Genomic DNA, 13607 nt, shown 5'->3' with positions numbered 1-13607 from the left:
TGCGGAACCTATGATTTAACCCTTTCCTGGCTCCTGCCGACAAGCCGCACTAAGTAGGCATGGGTAGGAACAATTTGTTTAAATTTTATTTTTATGTTTTAATATTGTCTCTGTTGTTTTAATTAAGAGTATTATGGCTAAAAAATTTATTTTTCTTATGGCTTTTCTAACAACTCTTTTTGTTTCTATTGGTTATGCTAGTAAGCTTAGTAAGTATTTAAACAAAATGGATGCTCAAGACCGGGCTCGTCAAGAACGAGAATGGCAACAGGATATGAATTTTAATGATTTTGCTTTTCGTCTAGATAAGCGCTATCGTGATGAGCGTGGTCAATCTTGCCGCGATTACATATTTAGAGCGCGTAGTAATCCATACCGACATGGATACTACACGGTGTGTGATGAAAGATAATCATAAGTGATTAACTTTGTCACGAGGCAGTCGTACGTCTTGCAAGAAAATAATGCTGCGAAGCCTGTCCCCAGGTAGATGGGGATGTGCACATAGATAACTATATTGGGTTTCTTGCTCTTATTTTCTTGCAACCTAAACTTAAGCTTAATCTTTTACCAAATTTTAGTTTTAGACCGTAATCCTAGCTTGGCATTTTGATAGCTAAAGGTTCAGCTTTTATCTTATCCCTTACTAGATGGTAGCCTTTCCTGCCGTTAGCAATATAAATTAGCGACCAACCACTCACCATTGAGCCATCGCCGAAAACACACATATCTGTCTGTCCTAATGCATTACTAAAACCGCCATTAGCAAGAAATGCAATACTGGCTCCCCCTATATTTTTACAAAAATTAAGAGATGGATTTTCGTATTTGCCTTTAAATAAAGGAGAGTCATGAGAGATAGGCGGTAATTGTTTAATAAAGGTTGCCGCGATATTAGGCGATGTTGATGCAAAGGTTCCTAACCCTACAGCAATAAAACCACCATCGATTTTGAACGTACAGAAATCTTTACTAAAGCCTTCTACTAAACCAGTTTTAGTACTAAATTGAGCCGGCATACGTTCAACTTGACCGCTTGATTGCTCACAATATTCCTTAAGTGATTGATCATTTGGTTCATCAGCGTAACTTAAGTTTATAAAAAGTAGACTTATTAAAATGGATATTTTTTTCATGCACTTATTCCTTCTTTTAAATCCTTAATATGTTTTGTTTTCAAGCCTACCCTCGAGAGAATAACTACAGCAAGAAACTAACGGTCAGTAACAACTGGAAATCATAACTTCATATTATTTTCTTTCAAGCAAATGTCTTAGACGCTCAATTTCAGTTAATAACTCTAAGGCTAAGCCAGCGCCGGCTAGATTAACGCCTAAGTCTCTGTTTAATTTTAAAACAGTACGAATACGCCGAAAAGCTTCGTGATCAAATTGTAATTCGTCTTGCTCATCTTTTGTGGCAGAAATAATGCCTTCATCTATGATTTCTAAAATAGTTGCTTGTGAAACCCCGAAAGAATAGGTGATCTCTTGCAAAGATAAATAAAAGTGTTCCTCACATTCAGGGAATTGAGTTTTATTCTGATTTCTAGTCATCACTTACTCCTAAACTTTGACGGGGATTAAATTTTGTTAAGGCAGCAATTTGCTCATATAATTTATTAACTTCATTATTTTCAGTGGTTGGAATAACAATTTTTAAAGTAATTAACTGATCCCCTGCTGGATTTCCTGGTAAACCTCTAGCTTTAAGGCGCATTTGCTTACCAGTTTGTGACAATTTAGGTAATTTAAGCCGCACCGGTCCGCCTAGAGTTGGTACTTGAACTGAAGCGCCTAGGGTTGCTTCCCAAGGTGTTATAGGTAATTCTAAGTGAATATCTTTTTTTTCTAATTTAAACCAAGGATGAGGAGCAATATTAATTTCGATATATAAATCGCCCTTGTGATGTTTTCTACCTTCATTCCCTTGACCTTTTAAGCGAATTTGCTGTTTGTCTGTGACCCCTTTAGGAATCTTTACTTTGATAGCTCGTGTCTCATACTCTGGCCAACCTGGTTGAGCCATAACAGGTTTTTGTAACTGTAACATTTTTTCAGTACCATGAAAGCTATCTTCAAGGCTAATTGTTATTTTAGCGTGAATATCTAAAGACTCCTCAAAATAATCATATTCTTGCTGTTGACGCTGTTTAAAAATACTATTAAGAAATTCTTCAAAATCGGCAGCGCTACCTTGATCAAAAGAGTGTGAGTATTGATAATTAGATTGCTCACCCTGTCTACCAGAGGCTCCAGCATTAGGATTTTGCCAATATTGCCCAAATTGATCATACTTGGCTCGTTTTTCTGGATCTTTTAATACTTCATAAGCTTCACCAAGTTCTTTAAATTTACTCTCAGCATTAGGCTCTTTACTTACATCAGGGTGATATTTACGCGCGAGTTTTCGATAGGCCCGTTTTATTTCTTCTTGGCTTACATTTCTATCAAGTCCCATTATTTTATAATAGTCTTTATATTCCATAATTTTCTTCACTAAAATAAGTATTTAATTTTTTAAGTTATCTTAAATTAACCTATCTAATTTAAATAAAAGTCTATTGTTTTTTAATCAGTATAGGCGGTAGTTTCTGGCTGTGCCTATCACAAAACATTAAGACACCACCTATGACACCAGCGGGCATACTAACTATATTTAAAATAGGTATGAAGCTAATACCATTAATTAGAAAACCAAAACCAAAAGATTCTTCTTTGTTTTGCCTCATTAATTGCCGCATAGTTTTGAAATCAACTAAATTATTATCCATGGCATAATCTTGATATTGCATACTTAAAATCCAGGAATTGAATGCAAACCAAATGAAAGGAAAAAAAGGATGGATAAAAGGGATAAAAAAAAGAAAACACATACCAATAAAGCGCGGCAAAAAATAACCAATAAATTGTATTTGACGCTTAATAGTCCGCACTGTAATTTCTGAATAAGTTAATTCAGGAATCATTTGATTACGTAATAGATATTGAGCACGCTCAGCTAAAATGCCATTAAAAGGCGCAGCAATCAGGTTAAATACAATAGTGAATGTTGTTAAGAAAAAGAGAAAGCAACTTAAAATAAAAAAAATCATGAAAATAGTACTTAAGAAGCTCAGCCAAGAAGGTAGCTGATTAATATAATAATTAGAGAGAGGAAATAGATAATGATAAAAAAGATAAAAAAGGCCGATAAAAACAAGAAGATTAAAAAAAATAGGTAAAATGACAAAGCGTTTAAGTCCTTTTGTCGGTAAATTTACCATGCCTAGTAAAAGGTAGCTCATCCCTGTGGAAAATTTAATCATTAAGCTAATTAACTTATAATTTAATTATGAAAGTATAACCTGGCCTCATGGGGGATTAAAGAGCTGCATTTAAATCTACCCTTTATCTATAAATAAAGGGCAGATTATTTATATTAATGATAATTAGGTGTCATGACAACTTTGATACAATTGTCTTCTTTTTCACAAAATTTTTCATAAGCAGTTGGTGCTTCGTCAAGCGTTATACGATGGGAAATAACTTTCGTTGTATCAATTTTACCATCCATAATTTTTGATAACAGTAAAGGTAAGTAACGTTGTACGTGCGTTTGCCCCATCTTAAAGGTTAAGCCTTTATTCATAGCCGCCCCAAAGGGAATATTATCGGCAAAGCCAACATAAACGCCTGGAATAGAAATAGTACCACCTTTTCGACAACACATAATGGTCTCTCGAAGACAGCGTGGCCTATCTGAGGTTAAATGTAAAACCTGTTTTGCTTTATCAATCATAGCATCGAACTTAGGTCCTGCATGGGCTTCTGTACCAACTGCATCAATACATGCATCCGGTCCTAAGCCTTTGGTCATAGACATTAATTCCTCATAAACATCTTTTTCTTCAAAATTAATGGTTTCTGCTTTCCCCCACGTTTCGGCTAATCTTAAGCGTTCAGGAACACAGTCAATAGCAATAACACGGCCGGCTCCTAGCATCCAAGCACTCTGAATTGCAAATTGCCCTACAGGTCCACAACCCCATATAGCAATGGTATCTCCCGGTTGAATATTACAATTTTCAGCAGCCATATACCCAGTAGGGAAAATATCTGATAAAAATAAAACCTGTTCATCACTATAGCCATCTGGAATAACAATTGGACCCACATCTGCATAAGGTACGCGTGCAAACTCAGCTTGCCCGCCAGAAAATCCACCTAACATATGTGAATAACCATATATCCCTGCAGGTGAATGTCCCATTCTCTCTTTAGCAATTTCAGCATTAGGATTTGAATTTTCGCATAAGGAAAATAAACTTTTTTTACAAAAAAAGCATTCACCACAGGAAATTGTAAAAGGCACAACAACACGGTCACCAACCTTTAACTTAGTATTACCGCGTCCGACTTCAACAACTTCTCCCATAAATTCATGACCTAAGATGTCACCTGACTCCATAGTCGGAACAATCCCATTGTAAAGATGTAAATCAGATCCACAGATTGCGCTTGCTGTAATTCGAACAATAGCGTCTCGATCATGAAGTATTCTAGGATCATCAACAGAATCAACCCTTACATCGTGCTTTCCATGCCAACACAGTGCTTTCATAATTAATTCCTTTTAAAAGTATTTATCAATTGAATATTATTTATGAGTTAATCTAATGCCCCACTAAGTTTTATACTAAATTGGCTAAAATTCAGTAGGCAATGTTCTAGAACATCGGCCTTATATCTAAATACATTGAAAGGCATTTCTTAATTAGTATAGTCTAGAAGTAGGCTGATAATAAAATATCCTAAATGTAAATAAAGTTGACTGAATCTAATCTATATATAGATTAGATTCAGTAGGAGGATTAATTATTTATATTTAATATCCCGTATAACTGCTTTGCATTTTACGGGATAACGTTCGTTTAGCGACATGAAAGAGCCTTTGTCTCTTTCATGTCGAACTCACATTAAATAGTACGTGCCCAATATCTTAGCTTTCGACAAGTTTTAAGAAATTGCGGTATGGTGCTTTCATCTATTAATTTAATAAAGCCATCATCTAAATGGGTGATAGAGCCTATTTGAGTTAATAGAGGTTGTAAGTGTTGCTCATAACCTATAAATTTATAATGAAGATAAGCATCATTGATAAATTCTTGTACTTTAGGTAACTTCAGGAACTCCGTTGTGGCTGGCTCGGCAATTAAAAGGACGACAGCATCATATAAGAAAGAAGGACCGCCACCAATTTTTTCATTCACTTTAACTTTACTATTATCACTTAAGGTTGCGCCCGAAATGTGAGGCGCGATAACAAAAGATAATGCGCCCTCAGCCTCTATTTCTTTAACTAGCTTATTATAAAGACTGGCATTAGCACCATCTGATAATAAAATACCTACTGTCCGACCAGCGAAACTATTAGGGGTATTTTTTAAAATACTTAATTTATCCGAAATTGGTAAATTTTGTAGGGTGGGTTTAGCAGCAGGAGCTGGGGTAGGTAATTGCATAATACCTAAGCCTTTTGCTACGGTATGAGCTAGGTTTTGATCAATATTCAGCAGATGGGCAACCATACGCTCTCGAATTTCAGCTGTTTCAACTTTACTGAGCTCAAAAATAAGTGCATCACTTAAATGTTGTTGCTCGATAGCTGTCTGACTTAAATAAAATTGGCGTGCTTGACTGTAATGATCAGCAAATTTTTCCGGGCGTACTCTTAATTTAGGTCCTTCTTCATGGTTGGGATAACTGCTAAAGCCATTTTGTCGGTTTTCGCGTGGACCTACTCCCCAAGAATTAGGATTATAATTTGCTCGCCCCTTAGGATTAATAAATGCCATATGGCCATCTTGCTGGAAATGCGCAAATGGGCATTTAGGTGCATTAATAGGTAAATGGGTAAAGTTAGGACTACCTAAACGTTTTAATTGGGTATCAAGATAAGAAAAATTACGGCCTTGTAATAAAGGATCATCAGTAAAATCAATCCCAGGAACAATATTTTGCGTACAAAAAGCAACTTGCTCAGTTTCAGCAAAAAAATTATCTACGCAACGATCTAAAACTAATCGTCCAACAGGTCTAATAGGAATTTCTTCTTCAGGGATAATTTTAGTTGCATCTAACACGTCGAAAGGAAAGCGGTCACAAAAACTCTCATCAAACAACTGCATACCAAGCTCCCATTCGGGAAAACTACCTGTTTGAATAGCATTCCATAAATCGCGTCGATGAAAATCAGGATCAGCGCCATTAATTTTAACCGCTTCATCCCAGGTGACAGATTGCATGCCTAGCTTGGGTTTCCAATGAAATTTTACAAAAGTAGACTTACCTTCCTGATTAACTAAACGGAAGGTATGAACACCAAACCCTTCCATAAAGCGGAAAGAACGTGGAATAGTACGATCAGACATAATCCACATAACCATATGCATTGATTCTGGCGTTAACGAGATAAAATCCCAAAAATTATCATGGGCTGTTTGAGCTTGTGGGAAACCTCGATCAGGCTCGTCTTTAGCTGCGTGAACAACATCAGGGAACTTAATAGCATCTTGGATAAAAAAGACAGGAATATTGTTACCAACGATATCCCAGTTACCTTCTTGCGTATATAGTTTAACAGCAAAACCTCGCACATCACGTGCTAAATCGGGTGATCCTTTATTGCCAGCTACCGTAGAGAAGCGTACAAAAGCAGGCGTTTTTTCCCCCTTTTTTTGAAAAAGGTGGGCTCTGGTAACATCACTTAAAGATTCATAATTTTCAAAGTAACCGTGAACACCAAACCCACGGGCATGGACAACTCGTTCAGGTATCCGTTCATGATCAAAATGGAAGAGCTTTTCCCGTAAAATAAAGTCTTCTAATAAGGTCGAGCCACGTGGTCCAATTTTTAGCGAATTATGATCATCTGCAATAGGGATACCTTGCTGAGTAGTGAGGGTTGCAGCATTAGTATCCGCGAGCTGATGTAAATCCCCACCTTTTCCACCATAAAGCTTTTGCTCGCCTATCTGTAGCTCTTTTAAATGAGTTAAATCTGAGTCTTTTTTATTATCATTCATATCAATATCCCTATTTAAAATACAACAAATTTAAATTAATTAGTTTATCTTTTAGGCAAGGCTAGCTAATTTATGTTCATGAGCAAGCTTGTCAGCTAACCGGGTCGGCTCAGGCAAGCGATAACCTTTTGTAAGTTTTAAGATCCAAGCTAATGCACTTGTAAGATCTGCTTTATGTCCCACGGAAATGTAAAGCGGTTTAACATTTAATTTGTTACGTAATACAGCGCCAATAATATTACTCTGCCTATCATGAAGCTCAGAGTAATCACCTGGTTTATTACTTGGTTCTTTCGCATAGCCATACAGCTTACTTTTGCCACAGCCAATAGTTGGTATATCATAGGCTAACCCAATATGACAAGCTAACCCAAATCGACGAGGATGTGCTATTCCTTGTCCATCACAAACAATTAAATCAGGTTTAATCCTTAATTGATCTAATGCTTGACATAAAGCAGGAACTTCGCGAAAAGATAAGAAACCAGGCTTATAAGGGATCTCAATCGGGGTAATGGCTTTAGTTACTTCAATAGGCTGTAATGTTTTTGCATCCAAAAGAACGGCGACAGTAAACGCTTGATTGCTTGGATAATCATAACCTATATCAATACCTACCACATAATTTATTATTTCTGATATCGGTTTTATTTCAATCTTTTTAGACCACTGTTTTTGATAAATAATGGCTTGTGGCACATTAAATTCATTATCAATTACTAGATTTTCGGGGTTTTTTAAATTCATAAGACTTGAGACTTTTTATTAATAGCACCTAAAATTAAATAAAAGTATTTTTTCAATGAAGATATAAACAATTTAACATTTATTAATAGTACTAGCTACTAAGCAATCTATTGTATTAAATCTAAGTTCTTTGATTTTCAAGTTAATTATTATAAAAATAGGATAAAATTATGTCGACAATGAAAATTTGTAAGAAATGTGGCGCAAAAATCGAAATTGAAGATATGGATAATTTAGAGCCAATTCAAGAGGTATTGCCTCAAGGAGATGATACCATTGAAGATATTAATGATTTATGTGAAGAGTGCGCGCATCAACAAATGATGCATAAAAGTTAATAAACCACTTGCGTAACCTGTTTATTTTGCGGGATTGCTGTTTTGCAAGGGTTTCTCCGGTACTCATTTACGCCATGTAAACTCCGCTCCTCAAAATCCTTGCGCCTAGCACTCACACAAAATAAACAGGTTATGCACGTGGTCTAATAAAAGAAAATAGTACAGTAACTTAAGTTACTGCACTAAAGTTAATTAAAATTGCCCTGAACTTGAGCGATCATCTCGACTAGAAATGGCAGTGTCATAGTAACGTGCAATAGAATCACTCCACATTTTATCTGACATATTTGGCCAATTATCTTTATCGAAGCCAGGCGAGTTTTTTAATTGTTCTTCGTTTAAAGGGATTTGAAAGCAATCGCGATCTTTGTTGTAAGAGAAAATGCTCCAAGGCATTGCAAATAGTTTATTACCTAACCCTAAAAAGCCGCCATAACTTAGTACAACATAGCTTACTTTTCCACTTAATTTATCAAGCATCAAGGCTTCAATTTTACCGAGATTATCACCTTGAATATTCTCAACTTTAACTCCGATTACATCATTAGCATTTACAATATGGTTGGTATTCATTGTAATCTCCTTACAGTAGTTACAAATAAATGATTTAAAATAAGTTATTCTTTTTCTTGAAGCATGTACAAAGGCTGCGCATTTTATAGGGTGGAGTTCGACATAAAAAAATCATCAATTTATGTCAAACTCACCTTAATTACCTCACAGCAATTGCTGAATGAACTGCTCTTACACCACGTATGTTTTTTGCTAAACTAGTGATATTGGCTCGCTCTCTATCGTTATCTACCTCACCAGTTAAATAAACTATTCTATTTTTTGTTTCAACTTTAATTGGCCAATACTCGACAGCTTTTTTACCAAATAATTTTTCTTTTAAAATAACACCTTTTACTTTTGCAGTAAGCATCGTGTCAGTTAAAGGTGCTTTACTATTAGTTATAGACAAGTGATCAGCATTAACACTTTTAACGCCTTCTACTGATTCTGCTAAGGCAAGTGCACGCTCATATTGCAAATCACTTTCTAATTTACCTGTTAGAATAACTTGTTGATTTTTTGTTTTTACTGAAATTTTTGTGCCAGGAACTAAATGTGATTTCGCATAAAGTGCTTTGACTTTCGCTGTAATTGCAGTATCAGTAATGACATTTTGAGTCACATTACTATGACCATGAACAGCCGCTTCAACAGCTAAGGGAGAAATAGTTGTTAGAGCAAAAACGCCACATAATAAACTTCGTTTAAACATAGTCACTCCTTATGTTATATAGACCAGTCCTTTTTATAGGAAATTTTAGTCAATTTTATGGTGATAGTCTTGTCCAATTTTTTATATATTTAATTGTGACTATTTAAGTTAACATTATTGTGACATTCATGTCAAGACTATAGTAAAGGAATTAAAATCTTATCTAGCAAGTATAGCCAATTAAGGTTTAATATTTGATTATAAAGGTTTATTGCAATTCATTATGTTTGCCTTAATTCCAAAAGCAGAGATTTTTTTGTAATAAAAATTATAATGAATCAATTTTTGGTTAAAAATTGTACAGATTTAGCATTAAATTTAAGTTATATATGCTATGTTTATAATTAAACAGTTATATTTAATTATGAAAAAATATATCGTTTATGTAGGGATTTTATTCTGCTTTTGCTTTAGTACTTATGCAAAAAATATAGAAAATTTTCGAGATAAAATTATACAACAGCAAATTTTACTAGATGAGCAAAATTTTAGCACAGGGAAAATTGATGGACACCGAGGCAAGTTTACAAAACAAGCATTGAAATATCATGAATCATTTAAACTTAAACCTCTATACAATGAAATGGATTTTCCTTTACCCTATACCGTTTATCGCCAAAATCAAGTCTTAGTGAATGATAATTTTAATTTAGAAGAAGCAACTACAAAACGTACAGGATTTAATTCAATACTTCAGTGTTACAAATTACCACAACCAAGGTCTCTTACTGAACTATATACTTTTTATACTATAAACGATGACGATAAAAATTATTTAGGCTCTATTCCAGAAAAAATAAAAAAACAGGCAAAGAAGAAAGCATTACCTTATGAAACTTTAGCGGAGTTTATTGCAGAGCGTTTTCATACTGACATTGATTTTTTAAAAGAAATTAATCCTCAAGTGAATTTTAAAAAATTAAAACCGGCTGATAAGGTAAAAGTCCCAAATGTAACCCCTTTTCTTATAGAAAGCCTCACTCAAACGGGTGTTTCTAAACATTTACCTTTGCCTAAAAGAATTATAAAAATAAACACACGTAAAAAAACGCTTTTGGTTTTTGAAAATAATAAAGTAATTGCTTTTTTTCCTATAACGCCTGGCTCACAAGAATTACCTGCTCCTAAAGGAAAATGGAAGATTAAAAGTATTAGATACCTTCCCTGGTTTAGATACGATAAAAGGATGCTTAAAGAAGGTAAGCAAAGTAATAATTATCACAATCTTCCACCGGGGCCAAACAGCCCGGTAGGTGTGGTATGGATAGGTTTAAATAAAAAAGGTATTGGAATTCATGGTACCAATGAGCCAGAAACCATAGGACGTTCTACAAGTCATGGCTGTATTCGTCTAACTAATTGGGATGTAGTAAAACTTAGTAAATTAATAAAGCCTGGCGTAACTGTAGAAATAAATTAAGATTTTTCCCGCAATTATTTTAAGCATAGATAAGAAGCTAAACCTAATTAATTCTCAGTCTCTAAATTACCTGATATTGTGATTACTTTGTAATTTAGTTAGTTAAAATAAAATTTGCGCATCTAGAAGTAAATATAATATAGTGATTTTAAAGTTTAACGGATAAGTTAGGTTTGTAATGAAGGGAATCTTAGCATCTACTACAATCTTGTTAGCAACGAATATCTTTGCAGCGCCTTGTTCTTTTGATGAAAACAAGCAGTGCAGTTTAGTAAGAAATATTTTAACCGATAAAAATAAAGAGGGCTTAAATTACTATGCTGCTACAAATTATGATCATAGGAAATCAGGCGAAATTAATGTTTATGATTCATCCTTAGTGTCTTATTACGTTGATAAGATTAATGCACCAGGCCAATTAAAATTATCAGCAACCAAAATAAATGATAATTATTGGAAAGCGGGTGAAATAATGACACGCCGCAACCTTACTGCGCCTCCTTATAATGCTACGGTAAATTCAACTGTTTGGGATACAAGTACTTTATCGCATGGCTATCTTGAAGTAATCGCTAAGTTACCACGCTGTGAAAGCAGTGATGATGGATTGTGTGAAGCAAGAACGAATCCAGTTAACTATCATAGTGGTTTGTGGCCGGCAATCTGGCTTTTACCTACTAATGACAAACAATGGCCAACAAATGGCGAAATCGACATCATGGAAGCTTACCCTAAGAATACAAGCTTTGACATAATGACTGCTGCCTTACATTTTAATGGTAAAGATCCAAGCTGTAACGGCGGCGATTGTAAAGGGCCAGGTTATCGTTTAATTCGTAAGCAAGAAGTTAAACGATTGTATAATGATTTTCATAAATGGGGTTTTGAATGGAATAAAGATCCTCAAAGCATCAAAGGTGGTTATATTATTACAGGTTATTATGATAATAAAAAAATTTGGGGGCCCTTAAAAACTGATTCGTTACCAGCAGATGGTGCTAATGCTTTAAGTAGAGGTTTTAATGATAAAGAGGGCGGCTTTTATTTAATAGTTAATCTAGCCATTGGTGGCCCTTATGCTGGACCGCCTAATCCCCATATGAAAACGGCTAGTATGTTTGTGCAAAGTATTAAAAGCTATAAAGTTGCTACGCCTACTTTATGCAAGCCTCCCGCTAATATTTCCGCTAGTTATACTAAAGATAAAAAGAGTATAACCTTGAAGTGGCAAAAGCCAGAAGGAAGCCTCAATATTACTAACTATCAAGTTAGAAACTGGATGCAACAAACCCTGTGGGAAGGTAAAACGTTAACTTGGACAGAAAATACTTTACCAGGCAGATCCGGGAAATTTACCTATTATTTAAATTCTCAATGTGGGGCAGAAGTATCAGAATTAGTAAAATACGAGGTTTTTATTTCTTAATTTTCTCTCGCTACTAAGTAGTAATAATAGATTTAGCGATGAACTAGATCTAAGTGCAGTCTAAAAAAGGTTTTAGAAGACGTAATGAACGCTGATATAAGAGAATAATTTTTTATTGAAAGTCGAACTTCCCTGTTGCAATGAAAGCCATTCGCTTTCAGTTGATTGCTTTTAGGTTGAAATGTTAAGGGGGACTTTGCATTAAAGTTATTAGAATATTGGTTTAACTCATTTACTTTTTATTTAGCGGCGTTGATATCTTAAGTTATCCTAGTAAGAAACAAATAACGTTTAGCGCCGCTATCACCATTGTAATTTTTAGACTCTCTTTCTATTTGTAATTTTTTTTTCATATTACTGTACCTTTTTAAGTTTTTATTTGACATATTTGTGTTGTTACAGGCAATAAGCCAAATAGAGATAATTTTTGAGGTAACTGAAACTACTAATCTTATAAATTTATTATTATTTTCTACTATTTTTATTTTCAATATTTTCTAATTTTTGATAAATCGTCTCTAAAAGATTTTCAATTTTTTGCAATTCTTTCTGCTCGGCCTCTTCGTCAATTTCATGCTGTTTTTGCATGGCATCGACAATGACTGCAATAAATAGATTTAATACAGAAAAAGTTGCAATCAATATATAAGTAATAAAAAAGATCCAAGCATAAGGATAAATTTCCATTACTTTACGAACAATATCAGGCCAGCCTTCCATCGTCATAATTTGAAATAAACTAAAAAGAGATGCCTGTAAACTTCCAAAATACTCAGGAAAATTTTGCCCAAATAATCTCGTCGCCATAACACCAAAGACATAGAATAAAATAAGTAAAATACCAGCAATAGAAGTAATACCAGGGATTGCGTTAACTAAGCCTTGAATAACGCGTCGCAAGGAAGGAAAGGCAGATACGAGTCTTAATACTCGTAAAACACGGGCAGCCCGTAATACTGTAAAAGCCTGGCCTGCAGGAATCAACGATACAGAGACGACAATTAAATCAAACAGGTGCCAGGGATTAGTAAAAAATTTCTTACGTAACGCTAACATTTCTAAACTAAGTTCTATGACGAATAAAGTTGTGAAAGTATTATCAAGAAAGGTAAGTAAGGGGCCATATTTTTGAGTTATAGTTGGATAAGTTTCAAGCCCTAAAACTATAGCATTAAGTACTATTAATATAATAATAAAATTATAAAACCAACGACTGTTAACCATAGTTCTTAGGTTATCCATAATAAACTCGGCACTCGTTTTCGCAAATGTTGAAATTTATTGAGTAGCTATTAGAGGAAAATTTCGATTATCATTTTAATTAATAAGATTTTGCTAATTAT

The 13607-nt window shown here is 34.5% G+C and carries 14 protein-coding genes; 4 read left to right on the top strand and 10 right to left on the bottom strand.

What is annotated here, in order from left to right:
- Positions 1-133: 133 nt before the first annotated feature.
- A complete protein-coding gene (locus DYH30_RS14940; protein ID WP_115332415.1) occupies positions 134-412 on the top strand; it encodes a hypothetical protein in 279 nt (92 codons plus the stop codon).
- A 184-nt stretch (positions 413-596) separates the two neighbouring features.
- Here the strand turns inward: DYH30_RS14940 and DYH30_RS14935 are convergent, their stop codons facing one another.
- From DYH30_RS14935 to nfi, 7 genes are all read right to left on the bottom strand, one after another.
- The gene (locus tag DYH30_RS14935; RefSeq protein WP_115332414.1) at positions 597-1136 is read right to left on the bottom strand and encodes a hypothetical protein; all 540 of its coding nucleotides are present in this window, start codon (positions 1134-1136) and stop codon (positions 597-599) included.
- Between the two features lie 114 nt (positions 1137-1250).
- Positions 1251-1556: a chaperone modulator CbpM gene (locus DYH30_RS14930; RefSeq protein ID WP_115332413.1), complete on the bottom strand. Its 306-nt coding sequence runs from the start codon at positions 1554-1556 to the stop codon at positions 1251-1253.
- The gene (locus DYH30_RS14925) at positions 1549-2487 is read right to left on the bottom strand and encodes a DnaJ C-terminal domain-containing protein (protein WP_115332412.1); all 939 of its coding nucleotides are present in this window, start codon (positions 2485-2487) and stop codon (positions 1549-1551) included. Before DYH30_RS14925 ends, DYH30_RS14930 begins: the two co-directional genes overlap by 8 nt.
- Before the next feature lie 73 nt (positions 2488-2560).
- The gene (gene cysZ, locus DYH30_RS14920; RefSeq protein ID WP_115332411.1) at positions 2561-3307 is read right to left on the bottom strand and encodes a sulfate transporter CysZ; all 747 of its coding nucleotides are present in this window, start codon (positions 3305-3307) and stop codon (positions 2561-2563) included.
- Between the two features lie 113 nt (positions 3308-3420).
- Positions 3421-4602 (bottom strand): zinc-dependent alcohol dehydrogenase, encoded by a 1182-nt coding sequence (locus tag DYH30_RS14915; protein ID WP_115332410.1) that lies wholly within the window; start codon positions 4600-4602, stop codon positions 3421-3423.
- Positions 4603-4957: 355 nt separating this feature from the next.
- Positions 4958-7066, bottom strand: coding sequence for a catalase (locus DYH30_RS14910; RefSeq protein ID WP_115332409.1), 2109 nt, complete (start codon positions 7064-7066; stop codon positions 4958-4960).
- A 51-nt stretch (positions 7067-7117) separates the two neighbouring features.
- Complete coding sequence (gene nfi, locus DYH30_RS14905) at positions 7118-7813, bottom strand: deoxyribonuclease V (RefSeq protein WP_115332408.1); 696 nt, start codon at positions 7811-7813, stop codon at positions 7118-7120.
- Between the two features lie 170 nt (positions 7814-7983).
- On the opposite strand from nfi, the gene DYH30_RS18050 reads away from it, so the two are divergent.
- Positions 7984-8151 carry a hypothetical protein gene (locus tag DYH30_RS18050; RefSeq protein ID WP_160116224.1) on the top strand — a complete coding sequence of 56 codons (168 nt, stop codon included), beginning with the start codon at positions 7984-7986 and terminating at the stop codon, positions 8149-8151.
- A 192-nt stretch (positions 8152-8343) separates the two neighbouring features.
- Here the strand turns inward: DYH30_RS18050 and DYH30_RS14900 are convergent, their stop codons facing one another.
- Together DYH30_RS14900 and DYH30_RS14895 are read right to left on the bottom strand one after the other, a co-directional pair.
- Entirely contained in the window at positions 8344-8724 is a 381-nt protein-coding gene (locus tag DYH30_RS14900) for a PRC-barrel domain-containing protein (protein WP_115332407.1), read from the bottom strand.
- Positions 8725-8863: 139 nt separating this feature from the next.
- Positions 8864-9418 (bottom strand): BON domain-containing protein, encoded by a 555-nt coding sequence (locus DYH30_RS14895; RefSeq protein ID WP_115332406.1) that lies wholly within the window; start codon positions 9416-9418, stop codon positions 8864-8866.
- 334 nt (positions 9419-9752) lie between these two features.
- Here DYH30_RS14895 and DYH30_RS14890 point away from each other — a divergent pair, with 334 nt between their 5' ends.
- Both DYH30_RS14890 and DYH30_RS14885 read left to right on the top strand, forming a co-directional pair.
- The gene (locus DYH30_RS14890) at positions 9753-10838 is read left to right on the top strand and encodes a L,D-transpeptidase (protein WP_115332405.1); all 1086 of its coding nucleotides are present in this window, start codon (positions 9753-9755) and stop codon (positions 10836-10838) included.
- Positions 10839-11016: 178 nt separating this feature from the next.
- Positions 11017-12264 (top strand): glycoside hydrolase family 16 protein, encoded by a 1248-nt coding sequence (locus tag DYH30_RS14885; RefSeq protein ID WP_115332404.1) that lies wholly within the window; start codon positions 11017-11019, stop codon positions 12262-12264.
- A gap of 465 nt (positions 12265-12729) precedes the next feature.
- Here DYH30_RS14885 and DYH30_RS14875 read toward each other — a convergent pair whose 3' ends face one another.
- Positions 12730-13506 (bottom strand): ion transporter, encoded by a 777-nt coding sequence (locus DYH30_RS14875; protein WP_207385769.1) that lies wholly within the window; start codon positions 13504-13506, stop codon positions 12730-12732.
- Positions 13507-13607 lie beyond the last annotated feature (101 nt).

Source organism: Legionella busanensis, assembly GCF_900461525.1.
In the GTDB taxonomy this organism is placed as follows: domain Bacteria; phylum Pseudomonadota; class Gammaproteobacteria; order Legionellales; family Legionellaceae; genus Legionella_C; species Legionella_C busanensis.
This window is presented reverse-complemented; position numbering and strand designations above follow the sequence as displayed.

Bases quoted from the DNA above. Each gene is read 5' to 3' on its own strand.
- DYH30_RS14940 (WP_115332415.1), top strand. From the start codon at position 134: ATGGCTAAAAAATTTATTTTTCTTATGGCTTTTCTAACAACTCTTTTT.
- DYH30_RS14935 (WP_115332414.1), bottom strand. From the start codon at position 1,136: ATGAAAAAAATATCCATTTTAATAAGTCTACTTTTTATAAACTTAAGT.
- DYH30_RS14930 (WP_115332413.1), bottom strand. From the start codon at position 1,556: ATGACTAGAAATCAGAATAAAACTCAATTCCCTGAATGTGAGGAACAC.
- DYH30_RS14925 (WP_115332412.1), bottom strand. From the start codon at position 2,487: ATGGAATATAAAGACTATTATAAAATAATGGGACTTGATAGAAATGTA.
- cysZ (WP_115332411.1), bottom strand. From the start codon at position 3,307: ATGATTAAATTTTCCACAGGGATGAGCTACCTTTTACTAGGCATGGTA.
- DYH30_RS14915 (WP_115332410.1), bottom strand. From the start codon at position 4,602: ATGAAAGCACTGTGTTGGCATGGAAAGCACGATGTAAGGGTTGATTCT.
- DYH30_RS14910 (WP_115332409.1), bottom strand. From the start codon at position 7,066: ATGAATGATAATAAAAAAGACTCAGATTTAACTCATTTAAAAGAGCTA.
- nfi (WP_115332408.1), bottom strand. From the start codon at position 7,813: ATGAATTTAAAAAACCCCGAAAATCTAGTAATTGATAATGAATTTAAT.
- DYH30_RS18050 (WP_160116224.1), top strand. From the start codon at position 7,984: ATGTCGACAATGAAAATTTGTAAGAAATGTGGCGCAAAAATCGAAATT.
- DYH30_RS14900 (WP_115332407.1), bottom strand. From the start codon at position 8,724: ATGAATACCAACCATATTGTAAATGCTAATGATGTAATCGGAGTTAAA.
- DYH30_RS14895 (WP_115332406.1), bottom strand. From the start codon at position 9,418: ATGTTTAAACGAAGTTTATTATGTGGCGTTTTTGCTCTAACAACTATT.
- DYH30_RS14890 (WP_115332405.1), top strand. From the start codon at position 9,753: ATGTTTATAATTAAACAGTTATATTTAATTATGAAAAAATATATCGTT.
- DYH30_RS14885 (WP_115332404.1), top strand. From the start codon at position 11,017: ATGAAGGGAATCTTAGCATCTACTACAATCTTGTTAGCAACGAATATC.
- DYH30_RS14875 (WP_207385769.1), bottom strand. From the start codon at position 13,506: ATGGATAACCTAAGAACTATGGTTAACAGTCGTTGGTTTTATAATTTT.